This is a genomic window from Kitasatospora sp. McL0602 (assembly GCF_052076145.1).
Taxonomy (GTDB): Bacteria; Actinomycetota; Actinomycetes; order Streptomycetales; family Streptomycetaceae; genus Kitasatospora.
In genome coordinates this window covers 6,742,220-6,764,619 of the sequence record NZ_CP197246.1, presented here as the reverse complement: position 1 = coordinate 6,764,619, position 22,400 = coordinate 6,742,220, and the positions used below count along the sequence as shown (strand labels likewise).

Sequence of the window (22,400 nt, the reverse complement as noted above, 5' to 3'; positions counted from 1 at the left end):
AGGTGAGACGTTGGGCTATGCCCTCAGCACCGGGAGCGGTTGGCGGGAGTCGCGGGCGAGGAGAGTGAGCAGGTCGACGTAGCGTCCGGCCCAGCTGCTGACCGTCGCGTGGTCGAGGATGTCGGTCGAGTACTCGACATCCAGCCGCATCGCGCCTTCTGCGGCACGGGAGACGATCCAGGTCATGTCCGCCCTGGCTCCCGCGAGTGGTCCAGCGGACGCACGGCCGGGATCTCGCAGATGCGAAGCCAGCGGGCGACCGCGAGCTCCCGGACTACGGCGTTCCACTGCCCGGGGCGGCCAACGCGGACGACGACCTGGTGGTGGAGCCGCCTCAGGGCGTTCTCTCCGACGCGCATGGGCTCGGCTCGGTCTGCTGACAAACCTGCGGCAGCGCATGCCTTCAGCAGCAGTGCGCGGGAGTCATCAACGCTGATCACACCGCCACCCTAGAGGTGATCTGCTCTCGCAAGTCCCGCATGAGCATCAGCGCCGACTGGGCGACGTGCTGCGGGACCCGGTCGACCCACACCCCGTCCGGGGTCGGTGTAGTCGTGGGCGGTGCACCACTGGTCGGCGACCTGCTGCGCGTGCGGGACTTCACGGATGGCCCGGCGAATCGCGGCGACCAGCTGGGTGACGGTGTCCTGGGTGGCGACCGCGTCGTCCAGCACGGTGGAGTCCAGCGCCCGCCGCTGTCGGCCTTTGAGGACGCCGGTGGCCGCGACGACTTCCCTGACCGTGCGGAACAGCCGGTTCGGGTCCGCGGAACGCTGCAGGCGCCGACGGAAGTACGTCAGCAGCGAGGGGTCGAACCCGGTGTCGTGCAGCCCGAGCCCGCACGCCGCTTTCCACCGCAGGTCACAGCGCAGTTCCTGCACCGTCTCGAAGTCGGAGAGCCCGTGCAGGCTCTGCAGCACCACCGTGGCGGCCAGGACCTGCGGCGGCATCGACGGGCGCCCGTTGGCCGAGGGGTACATGTCCACGAACATCGCCTTCGGGAACAGCACCTCGCGATGCTCGGCCAGGAACGCGAACACGCTCCCCGCCGGAATCAACTCCCGGCACGTCTCCCAGACGTCCTCGCCGACGCTCTCCCCGCCCCATTCCCCCTGCATGAACACAAGACTGGCCCCGCTCCACCCGGAGCGGGGCCAGAACCCATGATTTTCAGGAGCGTTCTAGGGTCCAGAACGTCGCCGAGCAAGAGACACCTTTCAAGTGAAGAAGCCCCCCGGTAGCGCGGTGAAGAGCGGGCCGGAGGGACCGGTGACCGTCCAGGGGTGCTCGTCGGTGTCCGGCGGGACGGTGAGCGTCAGCGCGCAGTCGAAGACGAGGCGGAGGCCGCCCGCAGCGGTGGCGGCCGCCTCGGCGATCCGGGCCCCGGGCAGCCGGAGCAGCCCACCCGTCGGGTGCAGGGCCAGGCCGGGGAAGAAGTGTTCCACCCCCGAGGAGCCGCTCAGCCGGTAGTCGCTCGCCACCGTGACGGCCAGCCGCCCGGACAGGCCGAGCACCAACTCCGTCCCGTACCGGAGCGTCTCCACCCGGCGGCCGCCGAGGGTGGTGGTGAGTGCGTCGATCATAGTTGCTCCCGCAGGTCTGCGGCCGGTCACTCCCATTGTGGCCCGCTGACCTGCGCGCGTCAGGGCCCTGGCCGGTTCCGTGCGTCGCGGGGGATGAGGGAACTCAGGAACCGGGTCGCGGCGGGCAGCGTGGCGAACCCGTCGTGGGCGACGTCCGGGACGACCTCCAGCGTCGCCGTCAGCCCGCGCTCGAGCAGGTGCTCGTACAGGAGTGTGGTCAGGGCGAGGCGGGTTGCGCGCGAAGGATCCCTGCGTGGCTTTGAGTCCTGTGCGCCGACGGTCAGGTGGACCGGCACGGAACGCAGCACGTCCAGTCGGGGCGTCACGCCGAACGTGTCGGCCACGTCGATGATCCCGGCGGGCCAGGGCAGGGAGGTGTCGAGTCTCGTGATGTTGCCCGGGGCGCAGACGGACAGACCGGCCAAGCGCTCCGAGTGCAGGTAGAAGAACCGGAGCGCGAACTGGGCGCCGCCGCTGAAGCCGTGCAGGTAGAAACGCTCCACGTCGACCGGCCACCGAGCGGCGGCCTCCTCGACCATCCGCAGCAGCACCACGTCGAACCGCACGTCCCCCTGGCGGAGCCGCCTGTAGCCGAACGTGCTGTCCGGGGCCGGAACACCGACGGGGAACAGCGGTGCCAGGACCACGCAGCCGTGCGTCTCACCGAAGCCCGCGAGTGCGTCCCGGTACTTCTCGGCGGTGCGCCGGTCCCCGTGCACAACGACGAGCAACGGCCTCCGGTCGGCCGACGCGATGCCCTTCGGCACGTACAGGCAGTACGCGAACCGGGGGTCTGCCTGGCAGGCGAAGAACGGGGTCCGCCCGAGGGACATCCGGCCGTGATGCGTGTCCGGCGGCCAGGACGCTTCAGCGGCGGCGGAGAGTCGGCCGACGCTCATTCGACCTCCATACGGTCCCCGGGTACGACAGCTACCTGCACATCCTTGCGCCGATGCGGCGCCCGTACGACGGCATTCAGGTGAGCATCACCCGTTCAGGCCAAGGAAATTGATCTTCCGTCAATTGCGTGCAGACTGATCCTGGCAACCGACCGAGGGTGGAGTGTGATGGGCCGAGAAACTGGGACGACACTGCCGGGGCCGGCGCTGGCGGCAGCGGTCGAGAAGGCCCTCGTCGACCATCCGGGCGTCCTCCACTCGGCCGTTGTGCCGGGGGCCGCAGGTTCGGACGGCAGTGCGGTGGGCGTCGTGGTGGTGCTCGGCGAGATGTACGGCGTGCTCGACGTGCGCGAGGACCTGCGCGCTGCGCTCGGCCTGGCCGGGCACCTGGCTGAGCCCGCCGTGCTGGCGGTGGCTCGGATGCCGGAGGGCCCACTCGCCCCGGTCGAGGAGCTCGCGGGCCCGTCCGGCGCCTCCCGCTACGAACCGCCCGGCTCCGCTCTCGAGACGGACCTGGCAGTCCGCCTCGCCCGGCTGCTGGGCCAGCCGCGGGTCGGCGTGCTCGACGACTTCGTCGAGCTCGGTGGTGACTCGCTGACTGCGGTGAGCTTCCTCAACACCGTCCAGGAGGCCTACGACGTACCGGTGAGCCTGGTCGAACTGTTCACCGCCGGCAGCGTACGCGAGATCGCCCGGCTGATGGCCGACCGATTCGAGTCCTCGCAAGGGCCCGGGTGACATGCACTCCCTGCGTCTTGCCGGAGACCCGGCCTTCGTCGACGGCGTCCACGCCGTCCCCCCCAACTGCACCGCCGCCGGGCTGGACGCCGCCAAGCGCGGCCTCAGCTGCCCGGACAAGGCACTGGTGGCCGTCTTCACCGGGCGCGACCTGGCCGGCCTGCTCGCCTACCTGGCCGCGCTCGACCTCGGCCACGCCGTCCTGGTCAAGGAGCATCCGGACGCCGCCGAGCGCGCGGCCCTGCTCGCCACGTACCAGCCCGAGTTCGTGGTCGATGCCGCCGACGGTCCCGTCCCGGTGGGCTACCGGGTGACCGGTGAGCTGTGCGGGGCCCGGGTGCTCGGCCGCGACACCCGGGTCGGGTCGGCTGTCCATCCCGAACTCGCGGTGCTCATCACCACCTCGGGCTCGCTGGGCCGCCCCAAGGCTGTGCGGCTGTCGTACGCGAACCTGGCGGCCAACGCCGAATCGATCGTCGCCGCACTGGGAATCCGGCCGACCGACATCGGAATCACCTCGCTCCCGGTCGACTACAGTTTCGGCCTCTCCGTCGTGAACACCCATCTGGCCGCCGGTGCACCGCTGGTGCTGTCCCGACTCAGCCCCACGTCGCGGCGGTTCTGGCAGGTCTGCGGCCACCAGGGCGTAACCAACCTGGGCGCGGTCCCGATCACGTACCGCCTGCTGCACGGCACGAAGTGGCAGCCGGCCGGCCATCGTGCGCTGCGCCTCCTCTACCAGGCCGGTGGCGCGCTGGAACCGGCCCTCGTCGAGCACTTCGGCCGGCTGATGGCCGACCACGGCGGCGGCTTCTGCTCGATGTACGGGGCGGCGGAGGCCACCGCTCGGATGTGCGTCCTCCCCCCGGACCTCCTCCTCGACCACCTCGGCTCGGTCGGCCACCCGGTGCCCGGCGGTCGGGTCCGGCTGAGCGACGTCACCGATGACGGTGTCGGAGAGATCGTCTACCAGGGCCCGAACGTGATGATGGGCTACGCGTCCTCGCGCGGCGACCTGACGGCCGGCGACACCGTCGGCGACGTGCTGCACACCGGTGACCTGGGCCGGCTGGAGCGCGGCATGCTGTACGTGCTCGGCCGTAAGGACCGGCAGCTCAAGCTGCACGGCAAGCGGATCCTGCCGGACGAGATCGAACGGCGCCTGGCCGGCGTCGGCTCGGCCGCCGTGGTGCCGACCGCAGACGCCACCGGCGCCGTCGTCTGCGTCGAGGGCAGCAGCGAGCCGTTCCGCGATGCCTGGCTGGACGTGCTGCACACCCTCCGGCTGCCGGCCGACTGCCTGCCCCTGCGCTCGGTGGTCAGCCTGCCACGCACCAGCTCGGGAAAGATCGACTTGAACACCCTGCGAACGCTCGTCGGAACCCTCTGAGGTGGGTACCGACCGGCTCGTCGTGGAGACCGGGTCCGGCCGGGTGCGCGGCCTGCCCACCGGAGGTGCGTACGCGTTCCTCGGCGTGCCGTACGCCGGGACAACCACGGGTGACCGGCGGTTCCGGCCGCCACGCCCGCACCCCGGTTGGGCCGGCGTCCGGGACGCGACCTCGTACGGTCCGGCCTCCCCGCAGCGGCCGCTGACCGAGGCGCTCGGCGCTCGGCCGGCCGTGGTCTCGCTGCTACCACTGTTCGGCATCCCCACCAGCGCGGCCAACCAGGGCGAGGACTGCCTGGTGCTCAACCTGTGGACGCCCGGCGCCGACCCGCAGGCCCGCCGCCCGGTGCTGGTCTGGCTCCACGGCGGCACCGACTTCGGCGCGGGTGACTGGCCCCGGTTCGACGGCGCCACCCTCGCCCGCGACGGCGACCTGGTCGTGGCCACCGTCAACCACCGCCTCGGCATCCTCGGCCATCTCGACCTGTCCTGGACCGGCCTGCCGGAGTACGCGGAGTCCGGCCGGGCCGGGCTGCTGGACCTGCGGGCGGCGCTCGACTGGCTGCGGCACAACGTGGAGTGCTTCGGCGGGGATCCGGCGAACATCACCCTGGCCGGCGGGTCACGGGGTGCCTCCCGGGTCGCCGCCCTGCTGGCCACCACCGCACCCGAACCCCCGTTCCGGCGCGCCGTCCTGGCCAGCCCGCCGCCACCCCGCCCGGCCACCGCGCTCCAACCGGAGGACTCGGCCCGGAGCGTGCTGAGCCACCTCGGGATTCCGGCCGCCCGACCGCACCTGTTGGCCGACCTGCCGGTGGGCCGGCTGCTCGACGCCCAGGCCGCGCTGCGCGTCACCCACCGGTACGCCTTCGAGCCCTCGGTCGGCGGCGGCCCTGTCGAGCAGCGCTGCTACGCCGACCTGGCTGCCGGTGCGGCCCCGCACGTGCCGGTGATGATCGGCACCACCCTCAACGAGACCACCCGCACCATCGACACCGACCCAGCCTCCTGGGACGGCCTCAGCGCGGCCGAACTCGCCCGCCGGTGCTCACGGTTCGCCCGCTGCGACGTGACCGACCTGATCGCGGAGTACCGCCGAGAACGCCCCCGGGATCCCGCGCGCAAGATCGCGGTCGCCGTCACCACCGACGCGCTGTACCGCTTCCCGGCCTTCGCCCTGGCCTCGGCTCGCAGCGCCGCGGCGACCGCCCCGACCTACACGTACGTCTTCGCGGGCGGCACCGGCAGCCACGGCGAGGACGTCCTGTTCTTCTTCGGCAACCTGCGCTGCGCAGCCCTGGTCTCCCGCAACCTGGCCAACGCCGCGCTGGCGCAGGCCGCGAGCGCCGCCTGGATCACCTTCTGCCGCACCGGGAGACCCGACACCCCCGGGGCCGGACCCTGGCCCGCGTACACCGATGTCCGCCGGGATGCCATGTTCTTCGGCCACCCCACCCGGGTGGTCGCCGACCCCTTCGCCGCCCGCCGCGCAGCCTGGGCCAGGAGCTGCCCGCCGTCCTGGTAGCCCGGCCCGTGCCTGGCAGGCAGGCAGGCAGGCAGGCAGGCAGCGACATCGGACCATGACCTGATCGAGGATGTCTTGGGAAAAATCTCGGCGCCGGAGATGACGTCGCGTGAGATGGCAGGGGACTCGGGTGACACCGAGCCCGCACCCGCCACAGTGAGCGGCGCACTGGCCGCGAAGCCCCAGTGGAAGGTCACCTCGCAGGCCGCCACCGTCAGCCTGCGGCAGCTCCTCGCTCGCCTGCCGAGGCTGCTCCGTCAGATCCTCGCCCTCGCCTGGGAGGCGAGCCCGACCGCGACCGCCGCCGTGTTCGGGCTGAGGATCATCGCGGGCTGCGCCGCGACCTTCGGCCTGCTCGCCACCCGCAACGTACTGGTCCAGCTGCTGGTGGCCGGACCAGCACCCGACCGCGTCCGCGCCATGCTGCCGGCGTTGGCCGTCGTGGCGGTGGCGTACGCCCTCCAGGGCGCTCTGGACGCCGGGGTCGCCCAGGCAGAGGCGGTGCTCGTCCCGGGGGTGAAGCGCCTGGTCGAGGAACGCCTGTACCGCAGCACCCTGGAGGTCGAGCTGGCTGCCTTCGACGACGCCGCGTGGCACGACGTCCTGGGCCAGGCCAAGGAACGTGGCATCACCTCGGCGCCCGTGGCGGTCGAGGAACTCGCCGAGCTCGTCAGCTCCGTCGGCAGGCTCCTCGGCGCCGGCGTCGTCCTGGTCGTCCTGCATCCGCTGCTGCTCCCGCTGCTGATCCTGTCGATGGCGCCGCAGGGCTGGGCCACCCTGTGGTCCGCCCGCCTGGGGTATGCGGGAAACCTCGCGATCTGGGCGGCACGCAGGCGGCTGCGGATGTTCGCCGACCTGCTCGCCGAACGCGACCACGCTCCGGAGATCCGGGCCTGCGGGGCACGAGAGGCACTGCTCGGTGAGTACCGGCGCCTCGCGGCCGTCGGCGAACGGGAGGAGATCGGGGTCGACCGCGCACAGGCCAGGGTCACCGCCGTCGGCCGGGCCCTGGGAGGTGTCGGCACTGTCGTCTCCTACCTTGCGTTGGGCGGTCTCCTGGCAGCTGGGGTCATGCCCCTCGCGGCGGCCGGTGCCGCCGTCCTCGCGATCAAGGCCGGGCAGTCGGCCCTCAACCAGACCATGGCAGGGCTGACCCGGGTCTTCCTGCGCGGTCTGCACGTGGACGAGTACACCGACTTCGTCCGGCAGTCGGCCGCCCGGAGCTACCTGCGCGGCGGGCTGCCCGGCCCGGATGGCTTCCGCGAGATCCAAGTCAGTGACCTGACGTTCTCCTACCCGGGACAGGACTGCACCCCTGCGGTGCGCGGCGTGTCACTCACGATCCGCCACGGAGAGGTCGTCGCCCTGGTCGGTGAGAACGGCTCGGGCAAGAGCACCCTGGCGAAGCTGCTCGCCGGCCAGTACCAGCCCCAGCAGGGGACGATCTGCTGGGACGGGGTGAACATCGCGGACCTGGATCGACGTGCCCTGCACGAGCGCATCTCGGTCGTCATGCAGGCTCCCGTCCGCTGGCCGATGAGCGCCCTCGACAACATCACCATCGGCCGCCGGGAGCGGATCGGCTCGCACCGCGACCTCGCAGTGCGGGCTGCCCGCGACGCCGACGCACACACGATGATCGAGAGCTTCCGTCACGGCTACAACACCCTGCTCTCCAAGAAGTTCGTCGAAGGCTGCGATCCGTCCGGCGGCCAGTGGCAGCGGATCGCTCTCGCCCGCGGCTACTTCCGCGATGCCCCGCTGCTGCTCTTCGACGAGCCGACCTCGGCGCTGGACGCCCGCGCCGAAGCCCGGGTGTTCGCCAACATCCGGCGCATCGCCACCGGCCGCACGGTCGTGCTCATCACCCACCGGCTGGCCAGCGTCCGGCGCTGCGACCGCGTCTTCGTCCTCCGTAAGGGCCACCTGATCGAGGAGGGCACCCATGAGGAGCTGATCGACCTGGGTCAGGAGTACGCGGCGATGTTCGAGTTGCAGCGCCAGGCCTACGCCTGACGCACCTCATCCGGGGCAGTCCGGGGCAGGGCGGACGCGGGGACGTACGGACACGCGGCGGGCCGGCGCCTCGAAGCGAGGAGACCGGCCCGTGCGGTGGCGGTGCTGCTACGCCGGGGCGTTCGCGTTCTCCTGGACCTGGGCGTACGTCGCGATCTTCTTGATCGACTCGATGCTCTTCAGGCACAGCTCCTTCGACTCGTGCGCGTCGCCGGTGACCGTACAGACCCCGAGAACGCCGTCCCCCGCGCCATGGCGACCCCTGCGCATCAGGGGTCCAGTACCGCCTCGACGATCCCCGCCGTCTTCGACCTCGGCAGCTGACGCTCCGTCAGAAAAGCGTCAGCATTGGAATCACTGGCCCCTGCTACACATGACCAAACCCCAGAACCGCGATACGCCTCCGAAGCCACTCCCAGCCGGCCCCCACGGACCCTCCGGGCGCCGAGCTACGGGCAGCGCCAGCCGCTTGTCGTGGCGCCCGCCCCCCATCACGTAAGCCCAGGTCAGCGTGCCCGTCCACGCGGTTTCATTGGCACGGCGGGGAGTTGGGGAGCGGCCAGCCGAGCACCGTCGTAGCCGTGCACGTCGCCGAACCGAGACCCTTCCATCCAGTCCTCCCGGGCCTGTACGATCTCCTCGCTGGATCGACCTACGTAGTTCCACCACATATCACTGATTCAGCGTTTTCACCCAGGTCAGAGGCCTGATGGACCATCCCCGGTCAGCAAAGAGTCAGCATTGGTACGCGGGGAGTCGATCAGGATGGCCACCAAGGCTTTGGCCCACGGCATGGGCACTTTCTTCAAAGAGTGCGAGCACCCTCAGGCGAGGTGGTCCAAGTGCCCGCACGAGTACAAGATCCGCTACCGCGAGGCAACCGGGAGGCAGGTCGAGGAGTCCGGGTTCAGCACCCAGGACAAGGCCATCACCCGACTGTCCGACATCTACAAGGCCAAGCGAGAGACCCCGCGCAACCAGAGCAAGGCCGAACGCATCCAGACGTATGGGGTGATGCAGTTCGGTGACTATGTCGCGCAGTGGAAGCCCGGCCAGCGTCACCTGAGTCCCGCGTCGATACAACACCTCGACTCGCTGCTGGAGCACCACCTCTACCCGGCCTTCCGCAGCCGCCGGATGGGCACGTTCGACCACAAGGTCGTCGACACCTTCATCCAGAACATGGAGCGCAACAGCGTCGGCCTCGCCACCCAGGCCAACGCCTTCGACAAGCTCAAGACGATCCTCCTCGACGCCCATCGGCTCGGCATCTACGACGAGAACCCACTGACCGGCGTCAAGCCACCCCAGTACGACCCGAAGCGCGCCGTCATTCCCTCGCTGGCACAGCTCCACGCCATCCGCACCGCAGGCGATGACACCCTGCTCCTCGTCGCCGACCTCATGAGCGGATGCGGCCTGCGCAACGGCGAGGCATTCGCGGTCAACATCAACAACATCGTCGCCGATGACGTCTACCGCATCACCGAACAGGTCAATCACACCACCAAGACCTACGGCCCGCTCAAGCACCGCAAGCCCGACGACTACCGCGACGTCCCCCTACCGGCCCGCGTCAAGCACACCATCGAGTGGTACGCCGACAAGTACGGCACCGTCGACGGCTACCTCCTCCGCCACCCGAACGACCTCAGCAAGGCCTTCCCGCACTACTACCTCAGCAACCACTGGGCCCGGCTCAAGAAGGCCGGCACCCTCGACATCCCCGACGGCATGGTCCTCTACGGCCTCCGCCACTTCTTCGCCTCGAACTGCCTCAGCCACAACATCCCCATCACCGACGTCGCCGAATGGATGGGCCACCGAAGCGTCGACGTCACCTTCAAGACCTACCGCCACCTCATGCCCGGCTCCATCAGCCGCGCCGCGCAGGTCCTCGACCTCGGCCTGGCCGCCTGAATACGTGGGGGGCTGCCCACTCGGGCAGCCCCCCACGACTACCGCGGACTCACGCAGCGGACAGACGCTGCTGCCTCACCCACGCCTCAACCTCAGACACCTTGAACTGCAGCTTCGCGTTCCGCCCACTCCCGAACCTGTACGGCAGAAGCCCCACGCGAGGCGCATCACGGTACACCCAGGCTACGGACATGTTCAGATACGACGCCGTCTGCTTGACACTCATGAACTGCTCGGGCACGGGCTCCTCCTGTGTGGCGGCCAAATCTAAACGGCGCCCAAAGCTCACCGGATCTCGACGGCTTGGTCGGACCGTCACGGTGTGTTAGGGCCCTGGCGAGGGACACAGCAGGCGCCGCCGAAGAGTCATTTCCGCGCAAGCGGAGGTCAGCCGCCAGTCGGACAGGTCGATTGGCGTGATGGGCGGTCCTGCGGAGGGCAGCCGACTCTCAGCCCGGATCCACCGGGTGATCGCTGTCGGGGAGATTCCGCAGAACGAAGAGATGCCTTGCGACCTGCGATGATGGGAGTTCTCTAGGCTCCACCACGCACAATCAGCAAGGCATCTCGTAAGTGCAATCCTCTCACGCCGTCTCGGCCGTCTCCGTCGTGTTCGACGAGCCGAATCTGATCGCGGACGCCGGACTGGTCCCGGTGGTCCGCCTGGCCGAACGCGTCGGCCTGCCCGCCCTTGTCGAAGACAGGCTGCGCATCGAAGGCACCGGCAACAGCGCCGGAGCCAATCGGGCGGCGAAGGTGATGACGCTGGTCGCGGCGATGTGCGCCGGGGCCGACTCCATCGACGACACCGACCGGCTGCGGCACGGCGCGATGGGCCGGCTGTTCGGCGGGGTGCGAGCGCCGTCCACCCTGGGCACCTTCCTGCGCGCCTTCACGCACGGGCACAACCGGCAACTCCACTCGGTGCACCGGGACTTCCTCGCCCGCCTGGCCCGGACCACCCCACTGCTGCCCGACGTTGACCAGGTGCCTTCGTGGACATCGACCCCACCCACCGCCGCGTCTACGGACGCGCCAAGCAGGGCGCCGAGGTCGGCCGGTTCAAGGGCGTGCGCACCTTGCACCCGATCCTGGCCACCCTCAGCACACCGCCGGCCCGCCCGGTGATCGCGGCCGTTCGCCTGCGGCGGGGCAAGGCCGCCAATGCCCGCGGAGCCGGGCCCTTCGCCGCCGAGGCCCTGGCCGCCGCCCGTCAGGCCGGCGCGAGCGGGACCGTGATCGTCCGCGCGGACAGCCAGTTCTACAACGCCGACGTCGTGGCCGCCTGCCGCCGAGCCAATGCGCGCTTCTCCCTGACCGTTCGGATGAACCCCCACATCGCCGCCGCGATCAGCACGATCGGCGAGGACTCTTGGACACCGATCCGCTACCCCGAGGCGTTCGTGGACCCGGACACCGGCGAGCTGGTCTCCGACGCCGAGGTCGCCGAGACCACCTACACCGCGTTCACCGGACGCAAGAAAGCCGAACAGGCAACCGCCCGCCTGATCGTGCGCCGGGTCCGCCGACTGAACGCCGAAGCAGCGGCCGGACAGGGCGAGTTGTTCACCGCCTGGCGCTACCACGCGCTGTTCACCGACAGCCCCTTCACCATGCTCCAGGCCGAGCTCCACCACCGGCAGCACGCCACGATCGAGCAGGTCATCGCGGACGGCAAGGGATCAGCACTGGCCCACCTGCCCTCCGGCAGTTTTCAGGCGAACAACGCGTGGCTGACCCTGTGGGCCATCTCCCACAACCTGCTACGGGCCGCCGGAGCCCTCGCCGGGACCTTCCACGCGAGGGCCACCACCGGGACCCTTCGCGACCACCTGATCCACATTCCGGCCCGCATCGCCCGCTCGGCCCGGCGGCTGACGCTCCATCTGCCCGACCACTGGCCCTGGCAGCACGCGTTCACCGACCTCTTCGACGCCGCCCACCCACCACCGGTCTGATCAACAACCCGACCACCCACCCGACAGGGCCCGACCGGAGCAGACGTGGAAGAGCTGGACAGACCAGCGGACACCCCACGCCCTCTACCCAGTCACCCCGACCAGACCCCGAACGCGATCATTCTCGAATCACCTCGGTGGATTCGGGCTCAGTGCTGGGCCCTCGTACCTCTGCGTCTCAGCACCTGGAATGAGTCGCCCGCGAGCACCAGGTCTCCGTCAGCGGGCCGCTTCCCGGCAACCCCACCCAGCAGCATCGCCGGGACGAGGGCTTCGACCGGGACGACTTCCACATCGACTTCGACCGCCGGCAGGTGACCTGCCCCCGCGGCCAGGTCAGCCAGGGCTGGCACGGCCCCTACCCGACCTCCTCGCCCACCGCGGCACCCCTGATCGTGGCGCGGTTCACCAAGACCCAGTGCCAGCCATGTCCGGACCGCCCCCGGTGCACCACATCCAAGGACGGTGCCCGGAACGTGGGCTTTCCTCCACGAGAACTCCGCGACCTGGAAGCCGTCCGCGCCAAGCAGCAGACACCCGGCTGGAAGGCCCGCTACGCGGTCCGCTCCGGAGTGGAGGGCACCATCAACGAGTTCGCCCACGGACACGGCATACGCCGTTGCCGCTACCGAGGACAGCCGATAGCCCACCTGAAGCACGTACTCACGGCCATCGCCGTGAACATCGAGCGCCTCAGCGGCCAGCTGGCAACCGAGGAAGCCCCCACGCCGAGGCAGCCAACCGCCTTCCAGATCTTCCTGGACCAGCAGACGATCCCCCGGTCGAAGTCCTGGCGCACCCTCGGCAGCTGACCGTCACCACCAAGATCACAGACAGAGTCAAGCTAAGGCTTTCAGGGCGTGGTCGGCGGCGGGGTGAAGACCCTCTGGTTGGCGTTCAACTGGTTCCGTGCGCCGTCTTCGTCCGTGGACCACAGGGCGGCCAGCCGTGGCAGGAGAGCGGGGAGGTCGGATGGGCGGCTTGGCCTGCCGTGGTGGCGGGTGAACGGGCCGTCGGTTTCCAGGAGTACGCGATCGGGTGGGATTTCCTGCAGCAGTCGTTGAGCCCGTGCTGAGGCGGTCATGGTGGGGTTGACAGAGAACCAGAGGCCGGCGTTGACGGCTTCCTCCAGCAGCCCCGGCGGACCGGTGTACCAGTGCAGGATCGCGCGTGAGGCGCCGGCCTGTGTCAGGTGTTCGATGGTCTCGCGTTCGGCGCCGCGGCTGTGGATCGTCAGCGGGAGTGCGCTCGCGCGTGGGTCGGACAGGATCGCCTCGAAGATGCGGAGTTGGGCGCGTCGCGACGGCCGGCCAGCGGGGGAAAAGTCCAGGCCGATCTCGCCGATCCAGGGAGCGTCGGGAAGTAGGCGCAGGAACCGGGCGAGGTCGGCGGGGGTGAACGAGGCGGCATGCAGGGGGTGCATACCGAGGGCGGGCACGACCCCGGGACGGCGGCCGAGGCGCGTGCGCAACATCCGATACTGGCCGGGGTCTTCGGACACGGCGACGATGGTGACACCCGCCTCGGCTGCCTCGGCCATGACGTCGGTCGGCCGGTCGTATCCCGTCAGGTGGCAGTGCGTGTCCCAGAGGGCGCTCACGCGGTCCTCTCCAACTGCTCGGCGAGAGCCCCGGTCGCCCCGGTGGTGAGCCATGACCGTACTTCGGTGGTGCCGCGCCGCCACACGTCCAGGAACGCCAGCCGCTCGCCGGCGGGTAGCGGCCCGTTGCGCAGGACGTCCCGGTCCGGGCGTCCCGGCCGGGTGCCGATGGCGACGGCGCGAAGGTCGGCGCTGCGCTCCGAAGCCGTATCAAGCAGGGCAGGGTCACTCAACGCGTCCCACGAGTAGTCGTCAGCGCTGTCCCATCCGGCGCGGGCCATGGCCGCCCTGCGGATCAGACAGGGGAAGCAGTAACCGCAGTTGCCCTGTGGGCGGCGGGCGTAGCGGGCGACTTCCGGGTGGGAACAGGAGACGCTCATGGGCGCCAGGTCGCGCAGCAGTTCGGGGTTGCGGCTGGACGCCAGCATCTCGCCCTTGGTCGTCAGCCGGTAGGGGTTGACCAGCGGGTTGTCGACGCCGACGGCATGGGCGGTCTGCTCGAGCAGGGCCAGGAAGTGGGGGTGGGTAGTGCGGGTGCTGAAGCTCCCCGACCGTGCCGGGGTGAGCGGGACGTTGACCCCGATGTAGCCGTTCTCGGGAAGGTAGACCGGGACGCTGGGGCCCAGGGACGACGCCAGGGCCAGTGCGGAGGTCAGGAAGAGCAGCGACCGCGAGCGGCTGGTGGCCTCACGGTCCGGGGGCAGCGGCTGCTCCTGGGCGGGATCGTGCGGAGCCGGCCGCAGGAAAAGCGGCTGGCGGCGTACCCTGGGCCCGTAGTGCGCATGAAGCCGTTGGAACAACCGGGCCTGTGCGATGGGCGTCTGCCCGCCCTCGTAGTGGGACAGCAGTAGGAGTCGCCGTTCGGAGTCCTCCTCGAGGAGGTCGACGACCCCGCACAGCGAGTCCAGCCCGCCGGAGAACAGGCACACGGCGTCAGCTTGCAGCGACTCGCGCTCCACCGGGCCGCGGGGGGTGTCCGTACGCGTCCCAGAACGGTGGTGCGCGCGGATGTCCCACCGGTCACCGGTCAGGAAGCCCAGCGCTCTCTCGGCTTCCTCGTGCGGCCACGCAGCGGGGGCGTGGACGGGAAGGCGCAGGCCGATGTCCCGCGTCCACGCGTCGTCGGTCTCCCGTCGTGTGGTGACGCGGTCGGCGCAGTAGGCGGCAACGCCCAGCAGCAGCAGGTCGGCCGCCGGGGGCAGGGGAGCGACGTTGGAGAAGAAGCTGGCGTTCGCCTGCACGGTGGCCGCAGCCGAGCCGGGCGCGAAGTCCAGGACCACCTCCCCGGGCGCCAGGGCGTCGGCAGACGGCAGGAGGCGTATATGAAACACGCTCATGCGAGGCTCTCCAGTGTGCTGTAGGCGACCTGCATGGCCTGGTCGGCGATGTCGCGGCCTTCCGGGCCGTTCCAGTTGACGGACAGCGGGTCAGGCGGCAGGTTGATGACGACGCAGTCCTCGATGACCTGACGCATCTGTCGGTCGGCGCGGCGCGCGGCTGCCGGGTCGGTGATGCGCCCGAGCCGTTCGGCAATCACCGGGATGCGGTTGTAGAGGTAGTTCGTCAGGAACAGGTGCAGCAACCGTTCGATGTCGTCGCGAGTTGCCCTGGTCCGCTGGAGTTCCTCCCACGTGTCGGCGTCGCCAAACAGTTCCTCCAGCACGTCGCACATCGCGTCGCGGGCCGCCGCGGCGTCCAGGCCGCTGCCGTCACCGGACAGTGCGGTGACCAGCTCGTCGACGATCTCGAACCGGTCGCGGCCGACCAGGTCGTCGAGCGACGCCTCGCGAAGCGCCTGGTCCAGCCCGTTCGCGCCAATGCCGGCGAGCAGGCCGCCGAGTCGTTGGACACTGCTGCGGCCGGCTGTGGCACCTGCGGCCGCGGCGGCCGCTCCGCCGAGGACCGGGACGTGCCGAGCCAGCAGCAGCTTGGCGGATCCGGGGCTTGCGCTTCCTTGGCCGGTGCTGCGGAAGTACGAGGTGGCGGCGTACTTGAGGTCAGTCCATGCGCCGCCGGTGCCGCTGGTGCGGTCGGTCGAGGTCCCCACCTACATCGACCGCCCTCTCCCGGGGGTGCGCAGCCCGGCGACGACGGTGCTGATGCCGTGGCCGCTATTCTGCCAGCCGTCGAGAAGGGCCGTGACCTCCTGGCGGTCGCGGGGGAGCCTGCGCACGGCGGACGGCACCTTCGCCACAGGGATCCCGTCCAACGGGATCCTGCCCAGCGTGTGACACACCGCGGCCACCGTGTCCGGGACCTTCTCGGCGACCTCCACCGCGCTGTCCCATGCGTCGCTGTCGGGATCGCGCAGTAGACGTGCGAGCAACTGTTCCATCAGCAGCGGCAGATCCTCGGCCTGAACCGTTTCGGCGACTGACTTCACGGCGGTGCGCCGAACGGCGACGATCTCGGACTGCAGTCGGACCAGAAGGTCCTGCAACGCGGCCGGGAGCCGTGCAGCGCCGGCAGTGACGGTCAGCTTCGCGCGCGCGTAGGTGAAGTACGGGCCCAGATCGGTCCCGCCCAGCGCAGGCTCCAGCCGCAGCCATCGGGCGATGTGCGGCTGGGTGGCCCAGGATGCGACCCCCGGATCCAGTGGCGAGCTCTCCTCAGTCGGCCCGGTCTCCTCGGCGCGGTCGCCACCGCGGCCCGGCGCCGGGGAAGCGCGCCGCTGCCCCCGCGCGGGGGCGGGGCGAGGGGAGGCCGCGGCGAGTGCGTGCTGCTCCGCCCCCACCAGCTCGGCGACCGTGCCGCCCTCGGTCCGCACCTGCCAATCGAACAGACGTTGGAAGTCCGTCAGGTGCAGCTCCTCCAGGACCATGAGCTTGGCCAGCACGGCGGCGTCCAGGTCGGTTCCCCGTCGCTGCGCGCTTCCCTGCCGCATGATCACCGAGTTCATGAAGCGCTTCAGCTGGCGCGGGTTGCCGCGCAGGGCGGTACCGAGGAGCGGCGCGATGGAGCCAGCCCAGCCCATGTCGGTGAACAGGGGCGACGGCATGCGCTCGCGACCCAGGCTGTCCACGGCCAGCCCCTGGTTGAGCGAGACGGCCAGGGCACTGCGCATCCGGCGCTGCGTCACGCCGTTCAGGACGGTCGTGAAGTCTGCTTCTCCCAGGTGTAGCTGGGCGAGAAGGAGCTGCATGTAGGTCTCCGCCTCCGGGGCGGAGAGTGCAGGGATCGTGATTTTGACCTGCAGCATCTTCTCCAGGTACTCGGCGCCCAGACCGGTCGCGCCGGGCCGGTCCGTGGTGGGATAGAGCCTGTCGATCGCCGCCTCGACCACTCGAGGGTGCGCGGCGATGACGTAGGCGGTCTTCTTCGTGTGGAGGAAGACCCGGATGCCCTCGAAGGTGTCGACGATCGTGCCCGGAAGGCAGCGGTCGAGGTCATCGACGAGGACGATGACCGCCGTCACGTCCTCCAGCGTCTCCACGAGCGACTCGAAGCGGGACCTGAAAGATGCGACATCGGCCAGGACATCGCCGTCAGCCGCCGGGGCGGCAGCTACCGCGGACGTCGGCTGCTCCGCACGATCGAGAGCCGCGTTTCCCATGGCGGTTGCCTGTTGGGCAACGGCCTGGGCGAGGGGACCCAGATCCGGTTGGTAATGGGTCGCGGCCAGCTCGGCGGCGGACCCCACTCCCACGAGGGCGGCCCGTCCCGCGAAAACCGCCGGACGCCGAAGCCGGTTGAGGGACCTTCGCAGGAACCCGATCTCCGCGGCGGCCGGGGCATTGGACGCAGCCTCGGCCTGAAGCCGTGTCAGGACGGCGTCCATCAACGCGATCTTGATGTCGTCATAGCCCTCGAACTGCCACGGGCTGAACGGCACCACCACATAGCGCCCGCCGTCCGCAGGCCGCTCCGCTTCGAGGCGCGCCGCTACGATCTTGAGCAGGCTGCTCTTGCCTGACCCCCATTCACCGAGCAGACCCACCGTCAGAGGCAGCAACCGAGGCCGCGTGAGCGGCACCATCAACTCGTCGACGAGGAAGTCGAAACCGAGGAGATCCACATCGGCTTCGTTGTCCGACCACATGCCGCGCTACCTCAACTCCCGGCCGCTCCCGGCCCCGGGCACGCCACTGTGCCAGGGGCCCCGGGCGAGACCCTTGGCGTTGAGCATACGAGCTACCACCGACACACTCCCCTCACCGAACGCATATTTCCTCTCAGAGCACGCACGCCCTGACGGGTCCGGTTGTCCGCCGCCAGGTGCGCACGGCACGGCAACACCGGACGCGTGCCGGCACCGGGCGTCGCAAACCGCTGGGCAGCGCCCCGAGCCAGCACACCCTCGCCGCGCCGACCCCGATGGGATTGGCCGCGTACGGGCGGCGTGGCAACTCGCTGAGAGTTGTGGCTGGCCCGCGTCTGCTCGTATTGAGCCCTGCTGCGCTTCGGGCGTTCGCTGAGACTCGGCTGGCGGGTCGGTCAGGCGCGGCGGTCGAGGGTCCAGCCGCCTCCGGCGGAGGTCGGGGCGGTGGTGAGGAGCTCGCCCGGCTGCCAGGTCAGGTGGGGGCGTTCGCCAGCACGATGAGTCTGCAGACCTACCTGCGTGGCCACACGACCGAGGCCGTCGACATGGCGAAAGTCGCCTACGAGCGAGGCCGACACGCGGCGGCTCCGAGGGTCCGCGCCCACGCCCGCGCGGGCGATCAGGTCACTGCCAGAGCGGCACTCGGCAGGTCAGAGGATCTTCTGGCCCAGGTCCGGCCGGGTGGCCGCGATCCCGATTGGATGCACAGCAGCCTCGGCTACCGCAGTCCCGCCGAGTACGAGACCGTACTGGCGGCCTGACCACCACAACAATGGTGTCCGTCAAAGCGGAGCAAGCTCACAGGTCAGGCCGCTTGGCGGCGTTCGGGTCGGGGATCGTGGTGCGCTGTCGCCGTCTGCGGTTCACGCCCTCCAGGCCGGCCCGGCGCATGAGCCGTGCGACCCGGCGCCGGCCGCAGGCAGCGCCCTCACGCCGCAGTGCGGCGTGGACACGCCGGGCTCCGTAGCTGCCGCGCGAGGTCTCATGGACCTCTGTGATCCTCTCGGTCAGCTCCGCGTCGCGCACCGCACGCGGACCGGGCACTGCGGTGCGGCGGGCGTAGAAGGCGGCACGGGAGACCTGCAGCAGCTCACACGCCCGTTTGACGTTGTGGCCGCCCTGCCTCTCCGCCTCGATGAACGGCTGCACCGTCACCGGGTCTCCTGCGCGAAGAAAGCTGTGGCGCACGCTTGAGGATGTCCACGTCCTCCCGCAGGCGGCGGTTCTCCCGCCGCAGCCGGGCAAGTTCTTCGCGCTCGTCGCTGGTCAGGCCCTCGCGCTCGCCGGCGTCGACCTCGGCCTGCTTCACCCAGTCACGCACCGCAGTCTCGGTCAGGTCGAAGTCCTTGGCGACTTGACCGACCGTACGGTCACTGCGTCGACACAGCTCGACGATCTCGGCCTTGAACTCCGGCGTGAACGAGCGGCGAGGGCGCGGCTTCTTCTTCCCCATGCTCTCCATGATGGACATCATCCTTCCGGGGCCAAAGCCCCTGATCAGGAGTGTCCGTCAAAGCGGATCAAGCCCAGGTACGCATCGCCTTTGGTCTGCGCGCAGCCAGGTGTTGTGGGCAGGTGACGGACGGTAGGGTTAGTGGCCGGTCTGCAGATCACACGGCGCTGACCCGCGACGCCAAGCAGGATAGGTACGGAGGGCTGACGTGACTCAAGAGCCGAGCAAGCTCAAGAGTCTGTTCACAGGCCTGGCGGCTACTTCTGCCAATTTCGGGTTCCTCCTCCCCTACGAGCCACTCCTAGTGTTCTACGGTGCTTCAGCTGAGGCCCAAATGTTCACCGCCCCGGCCGGTTCTACGCTGTCGGCACGCCAGTTCGGAGAGGTTCTGGCCACCGAGCTCGGCCGTGTTGCCGGTGTGCAGCCGCCGACAGCTGACCAGCGAGCCCGTCTGCAGGTACTGACCCGTGCAGGACTGCTCCCCGCGCGTGTGCTCGCCGCATTCGAGGACCTCTGCCGGCTCCCAGGTGGCGGTTCCGATCGGATCGAGGAGTCGGTGGCCACGCATCTCGTAGAGCGCTGCTTCGAGTTGGCTGTCTGGTTCTTCCGGCTCCGGACCTCTGACCACGAGCCGCTCACCTTCGTCCACACCGACGCACCCGAGCTTCGTAATCTGGCGGAACGGACAGACCCACTGGAACCAGCGATGTCCCGGTTGCGGCGGGAGTTCGACCTCCGTGCACTGCCGGCACCGATGCCGGCTTCAAAGCGCGAGCGGCTGATCGTCGGTGCCCATGACGCTGCCCTAGAGCCGCTAGAAGGGTCGGCGATCGCGCTTGAGGTGGAACGCAGGCTCGTCGGGGCGGGATGGGTCGTCCTGGGTACTCACCAGAACGAGGACATGAACCGCTCACACGGGTGCGCGGTGCCGAACCCACGCCTAACTGATGGCCGCCGGGTCGACTACCTACTCCTGGTCGGTGGGCAAGTGGTGGGGCTCATCGAGTGCCAGCGCAACGGCGCGGATCTCGGCGCGGCCATGGAGCAGGCCGACACACTTGCGAGGGCGGCGACAGACGCGTCGCCGTGGCCGGTCTGGCGCTCGCCGCTGCCCTATCGGTATGTCAGCGATGGCCAGCGACTGCTGTTCCGCGACGAGAACGATCCCGAGGCACGGACCCGGCTGGTCAGCGGATTCCACCAACCCGCAACCCTAGCCCGCTGGCGGCGCGAGGCAGAAGCGGACGGCGAAGCACCAACCTACCAAGCCAGGCTGGCCACCCGACTGCCATACCTTGCAGAGGATTCGCCGTCGGCCGGACCGCTCCATCCGCCGCAACTCAGTGCGGTTCGAGCGATCGAGCAGGCGCTCCAAGCCGGACAGCGCCGTGCCCTGGTGCAGATGGCCACCGGTACGGGCAAGACTGTCACCGGAGTCTTCACCGCCTATCGTCAACTCAAGTACGCCAAGGCCAATCGCATCCTGTTCGTAACAGACCGTACAGAGCTGGCGCATCAAGTTCTCGCTCAGTTCCACCAGTTCAACGCCCCCGACGACGGGCGAGCTTTTACTGACCTGTACAACGTCGAAGAACTGACCTCTGCAGGCCCAGCGCCGTCCACGAGGGTTGTTGTGACGGCCACACAGCAGCTCGCGAACCTGCTGAGGGGAATGCCGGGGCTAAAGGACGAATCCGACCGGGTATCCGCTTATGAGACGGCCGAGCAGGTCACGCAGTCCAACATCGCTCCGCTCGAGGTCACTTACTCTGCGGTACTTCCTCCCGATTCGTTCGATCTCGTCGTCGTCAATGAGTGCCACCAGTGGATCTATGGAGCTGGCCGCGGCATCCTCGAGTACTTCGATGCTCCCATCCTGGGACTCACCGCTACTCCAGTCGCACCGGTCTTCGGCTTCTTCAACGGCAATCTGATCAGTGAATACCCCTATGAACAGGCCATTGCCGACGGTCTCGTCGTGGACTACTCCGTCTACCAAGCGCGGATGGAATCACCCCAGCGGGCAGTGCTTGTACCACTGGACGAGCACACCGCCCTCGAAGACAAGCGTCCGCGCCGCGACTGGTACGAGCAGCTGGATGAGGACTTTACCCACGCCGGGCCAAGCAGCGCCCCGCGGACCGTAAGGTCCAAGGCGCTAGCGGCAGTTCTGACGGCATATCGGGACAGCCTGCCCACGCTGTTCCCTGGAAGGGCAACCCGCGGCGGCTCGGTCCCCAAGACAGTTGTCTTCGCACTCAGCGACCTGCATGCCGACGAGGTCGTGGATAGCGTTCACGCCGTGTTCGGCGCCAGCCCAGTATTCTGCCAGAAAATCACCCTCAGGTGCGACGACCCGGATCAGCTTCTGAGGGACTTCAGGACGACACCGGAGTTTCGGATCGCTGTGGTGGTGGACCTGATCTCCGGTTCGACCGACATGCGGGCGGTCGAGTGTGTGCTGCTCCTCCGCGCTGTGCGGTCCACCGCCTACTACGAACAGCTACTGGGACGAGGAGCCCAACGCATCGCACCTGCGGAACTCCGTGCCGTCACTCCAGGAGCGTCCGCGAAGACCCAGTTCGTGGTGATCGACGCGGCAGGAGCCACGCGTAACCACCGCCGACAACTCGTCAATGTGACCGACGCGGCGGGCTCCGCCGGGCGCGTCGCCCTGGCAGGCCTGCTCCACCGCACAGTAGAGGACAGCCTGAGCCCGGATGAGACGGCTGAACTCGGTCTGCGGCTAGCCAGGCTCATCCCCCTGCTGACCGAGGCCGACGATGCCGCCGTCCGGACGTTGGCCGGCGTGTCCCTGCAGAAGCTGGTGGGTCAGCTCCTCGCCGCTGTTGACGCGGATCACTTGGCGAGCGTCCACGCGGCCGGCGGCAAGACGGCCGTCAGTACGATCGCGCGAGAGGCCAGCGCTCCGCTCTCCCAGCTGCCTGCTCTCCGGGAGGCGTTGCTGCGCATATATGACCGGTCGACAGGCTCGGGCTCGGAGGCACCCGGCCTGCGGGCTCCAACTGTCGAGACTGTGTATAGCCGTCTCGCTGCGTTCAAGGAGCGCCATGGCAAGCGCTTCAATCCAGCCCAGCTGTGGTGGATCGAGAACATCGCCGAGTCGGCTGCCGCCGGTCGCCGATTCGATCCCGCCGACCTCGACGGCGTGCCCTTCTCCGGGCGTGGTGGGACCGACGGCTTCCTCCATGTGTTCGGGGCCGACCGCGCCATCGGCCTGTTGGACGAACTGAATCGGGAACTCGCTTGAGGAATGAG

The 22,400-nt window shown here is 69.5% G+C and carries 19 protein-coding genes and 3 pseudogenes; 9 read left to right on the top strand and 13 right to left on the bottom strand.

Annotated elements, in window-relative coordinates; translation table 11 throughout:
- Nucleotides 1-15: 15 nt before the first annotated feature.
- The 4 genes and pseudogenes from ACR68M_RS30700 to ACR68M_RS30685 form a co-directional block, all read right to left on the bottom strand.
- Nucleotides 16-186 (bottom strand): hypothetical protein, encoded by a 171-nt coding sequence (locus ACR68M_RS30700; RefSeq protein ID WP_441247409.1) that lies wholly within the window; start codon nucleotides 184-186, stop codon nucleotides 16-18.
- A gap of 347 nt (nucleotides 187-533) precedes the next feature.
- A pseudogene (locus ACR68M_RS30695) lies at nucleotides 534-1,118 on the bottom strand (transposase); the annotation flags it as partial.
- Between the two features lie 99 nt (nucleotides 1,119-1,217).
- Entirely contained in the window at nucleotides 1,218-1,583 is a 366-nt protein-coding gene (locus ACR68M_RS30690; protein ID WP_441247408.1) for a DUF6188 family protein, read from the bottom strand.
- Nucleotides 1,584-1,642: 59 nt separating this feature from the next.
- On the bottom strand, nucleotides 1,643-2,482 hold the full coding sequence (locus tag ACR68M_RS30685; RefSeq protein WP_441247407.1) for an alpha/beta hydrolase: 840 nt from the start codon (nucleotides 2,480-2,482) through the stop codon (nucleotides 1,643-1,645).
- A 168-nt stretch (nucleotides 2,483-2,650) separates the two neighbouring features.
- On the opposite strand from ACR68M_RS30685, the gene ACR68M_RS30680 reads away from it, so the two are divergent.
- The 4 genes from ACR68M_RS30680 (at nucleotide 2,651) to ACR68M_RS30665 (ending at nucleotide 8,151) form a co-directional block, all read left to right on the top strand.
- Entirely contained in the window at nucleotides 2,651-3,220 is a 570-nt protein-coding gene (locus ACR68M_RS30680) for a phosphopantetheine-binding protein (protein ID WP_441247406.1), read from the top strand.
- A 1-nt stretch (nucleotide 3,221) separates the two neighbouring features.
- Nucleotides 3,222-4,610 (top strand): AMP-binding protein, encoded by a 1,389-nt coding sequence (locus ACR68M_RS30675; RefSeq protein WP_441247405.1) that lies wholly within the window; start codon nucleotides 3,222-3,224, stop codon nucleotides 4,608-4,610.
- A 1-nt stretch (nucleotide 4,611) separates the two neighbouring features.
- Nucleotides 4,612-6,135 carry a carboxylesterase family protein gene (locus ACR68M_RS30670; RefSeq protein WP_441247404.1) on the top strand — a complete coding sequence of 508 codons (1,524 nt, stop codon included), beginning with the start codon at nucleotides 4,612-4,614 and terminating at the stop codon, nucleotides 6,133-6,135.
- Nucleotides 6,136-6,249: 114 nt separating this feature from the next.
- Nucleotides 6,250-8,151, top strand: coding sequence for an ATP-binding cassette domain-containing protein (locus ACR68M_RS30665; protein WP_441247403.1), 1,902 nt, complete (start codon nucleotides 6,250-6,252; stop codon nucleotides 8,149-8,151).
- A 108-nt stretch (nucleotides 8,152-8,259) separates the two neighbouring features.
- Here the strand turns inward: ACR68M_RS30665 and ACR68M_RS30660 are convergent, their stop codons facing one another.
- Complete coding sequence (locus ACR68M_RS30660) at nucleotides 8,260-8,421, bottom strand: hypothetical protein (protein ID WP_441247402.1); 162 nt, start codon at nucleotides 8,419-8,421, stop codon at nucleotides 8,260-8,262.
- Between the two features lie 236 nt (nucleotides 8,422-8,657).
- A pseudogene (locus ACR68M_RS30655) lies at nucleotides 8,658-8,822 on the bottom strand (pirin family protein); the annotation flags it as partial.
- A 94-nt stretch (nucleotides 8,823-8,916) separates the two neighbouring features.
- On the opposite strand from ACR68M_RS30655, the gene ACR68M_RS30650 reads away from it, so the two are divergent.
- Nucleotides 8,917-10,071, top strand: coding sequence for a tyrosine-type recombinase/integrase (locus ACR68M_RS30650; RefSeq protein ID WP_441247401.1), 1,155 nt, complete (start codon nucleotides 8,917-8,919; stop codon nucleotides 10,069-10,071).
- Nucleotides 10,072-10,120: 49 nt separating this feature from the next.
- On the opposite strand, the gene ACR68M_RS30645 is transcribed toward ACR68M_RS30650, so the two are convergent.
- Nucleotides 10,121-10,312, bottom strand: a complete 192-nt coding sequence (locus ACR68M_RS30645) for a helix-turn-helix transcriptional regulator (protein ID WP_441247400.1) — start codon at nucleotides 10,310-10,312, stop codon at nucleotides 10,121-10,123.
- Between the two features lie 332 nt (nucleotides 10,313-10,644).
- On the opposite strand from ACR68M_RS30645, the pseudogene ACR68M_RS30640 reads away from it, so the two are divergent.
- Both ACR68M_RS30640 and ACR68M_RS30635 read left to right on the top strand, forming a co-directional pair.
- A pseudogene (locus tag ACR68M_RS30640) lies at nucleotides 10,645-12,029 on the top strand (IS1380 family transposase).
- A 314-nt stretch (nucleotides 12,030-12,343) separates the two neighbouring features.
- Nucleotides 12,344-12,841 (top strand): transposase, encoded by a 498-nt coding sequence (locus tag ACR68M_RS30635; RefSeq protein ID WP_441247399.1) that lies wholly within the window; start codon nucleotides 12,344-12,346, stop codon nucleotides 12,839-12,841.
- Nucleotides 12,842-12,882: 41 nt separating this feature from the next.
- On the opposite strand, the gene ACR68M_RS30630 is transcribed toward ACR68M_RS30635, so the two are convergent.
- The 4 genes from ACR68M_RS30630 to ACR68M_RS30615 are packed head-to-tail and all read right to left on the bottom strand — an operon-like array spanning nucleotide 12,883 to nucleotide 17,668.
- On the bottom strand, nucleotides 12,883-13,629 hold the full coding sequence (locus ACR68M_RS30630; RefSeq protein WP_441247398.1) for a TatD family hydrolase: 747 nt from the start codon (nucleotides 13,627-13,629) through the stop codon (nucleotides 12,883-12,885).
- Entirely contained in the window at nucleotides 13,626-14,966 is a 1,341-nt protein-coding gene (gene qatC, locus ACR68M_RS30625) for a Qat anti-phage system QueC-like protein QatC (RefSeq protein ID WP_441247397.1), read from the bottom strand. The genes ACR68M_RS30630 and qatC overlap by 4 nt, the downstream gene beginning before the upstream one ends.
- The gene (locus tag ACR68M_RS30620) at nucleotides 14,963-15,676 is read right to left on the bottom strand and encodes a hypothetical protein (protein WP_441247396.1); all 714 of its coding nucleotides are present in this window, start codon (nucleotides 15,674-15,676) and stop codon (nucleotides 14,963-14,965) included. The genes qatC and ACR68M_RS30620 overlap by 4 nt, the downstream gene beginning before the upstream one ends.
- Nucleotides 15,677-17,668 carry a P-loop NTPase fold protein gene (locus ACR68M_RS30615; protein ID WP_441247395.1) on the bottom strand — a complete coding sequence of 664 codons (1,992 nt, stop codon included), beginning with the start codon at nucleotides 17,666-17,668 and terminating at the stop codon, nucleotides 15,677-15,679.
- A gap of 497 nt (nucleotides 17,669-18,165) precedes the next feature.
- Between ACR68M_RS30615 and ACR68M_RS30610 the strand changes: the two genes are divergently transcribed.
- Entirely contained in the window at nucleotides 18,166-18,429 is a 264-nt protein-coding gene (locus ACR68M_RS30610; RefSeq protein WP_441247394.1) for a hypothetical protein, read from the top strand.
- A 37-nt stretch (nucleotides 18,430-18,466) separates the two neighbouring features.
- Here the strand turns inward: ACR68M_RS30610 and ACR68M_RS30605 are convergent, their stop codons facing one another.
- Both ACR68M_RS30605 and ACR68M_RS30600 read right to left on the bottom strand, forming a co-directional pair.
- Nucleotides 18,467-18,823 (bottom strand): IS3 family transposase, encoded by a 357-nt coding sequence (locus ACR68M_RS30605; protein WP_441247393.1) that lies wholly within the window; start codon nucleotides 18,821-18,823, stop codon nucleotides 18,467-18,469.
- Complete coding sequence (locus ACR68M_RS30600) at nucleotides 18,759-19,121, bottom strand: transposase (protein ID WP_441247392.1); 363 nt, start codon at nucleotides 19,119-19,121, stop codon at nucleotides 18,759-18,761. Before ACR68M_RS30600 ends, ACR68M_RS30605 begins: the two co-directional genes overlap by 65 nt.
- A gap of 334 nt (nucleotides 19,122-19,455) precedes the next feature.
- Between ACR68M_RS30600 and ACR68M_RS30595 the strand changes: the two genes are divergently transcribed.
- A complete protein-coding gene (locus ACR68M_RS30595; RefSeq protein ID WP_441247391.1) occupies nucleotides 19,456-22,392 on the top strand; it encodes a DEAD/DEAH box helicase family protein in 2,937 nt (978 codons plus the stop codon).
- The last annotated feature ends 8 nt before the right edge of the window (nucleotides 22,393-22,400 follow it).

Excerpts from the sequence above, each read along its gene's own strand:
- ACR68M_RS30675 (WP_441247405.1), top strand. The coding sequence starts at position 3,222 with ATGCACTCCCTGCGTCTTGCCGGAGACCCGGCCTTCGTCGACGGCGTC.
- ACR68M_RS30660 (WP_441247402.1), bottom strand. The coding sequence starts at position 8,421 with ATGCGCAGGGGTCGCCATGGCGCGGGGGACGGCGTTCTCGGGGTCTGT.
- ACR68M_RS30650 (WP_441247401.1), top strand. The coding sequence starts at position 8,917 with ATGGCCACCAAGGCTTTGGCCCACGGCATGGGCACTTTCTTCAAAGAG.
- ACR68M_RS30665 (WP_441247403.1), top strand. The coding sequence starts at position 6,250 with ATGGCAGGGGACTCGGGTGACACCGAGCCCGCACCCGCCACAGTGAGC.
- ACR68M_RS30615 (WP_441247395.1), bottom strand. The coding sequence starts at position 17,668 with ATGTGGTCGGACAACGAAGCCGATGTGGATCTCCTCGGTTTCGACTTC.
- qatC (WP_441247397.1), bottom strand. The coding sequence starts at position 14,966 with ATGAGCGTGTTTCATATACGCCTCCTGCCGTCTGCCGACGCCCTGGCG.
- ACR68M_RS30690 (WP_441247408.1), bottom strand. The coding sequence starts at position 1,583 with ATGATCGACGCACTCACCACCACCCTCGGCGGCCGCCGGGTGGAGACG.
- ACR68M_RS30685 (WP_441247407.1), bottom strand. The coding sequence starts at position 2,482 with ATGAGCGTCGGCCGACTCTCCGCCGCCGCTGAAGCGTCCTGGCCGCCG.
- ACR68M_RS30680 (WP_441247406.1), top strand. The coding sequence starts at position 2,651 with ATGGGCCGAGAAACTGGGACGACACTGCCGGGGCCGGCGCTGGCGGCA.
- ACR68M_RS30700 (WP_441247409.1), bottom strand. The coding sequence starts at position 186 with ATGACCTGGATCGTCTCCCGTGCCGCAGAAGGCGCGATGCGGCTGGAT.
- ACR68M_RS30595 (WP_441247391.1), top strand. The coding sequence starts at position 19,456 with ATGTTCACCGCCCCGGCCGGTTCTACGCTGTCGGCACGCCAGTTCGGA.
- ACR68M_RS30610 (WP_441247394.1), top strand. The coding sequence starts at position 18,166 with ATGAGTCTGCAGACCTACCTGCGTGGCCACACGACCGAGGCCGTCGAC.
- ACR68M_RS30600 (WP_441247392.1), bottom strand. The coding sequence starts at position 19,121 with ATGGGGAAGAAGAAGCCGCGCCCTCGCCGCTCGTTCACGCCGGAGTTC.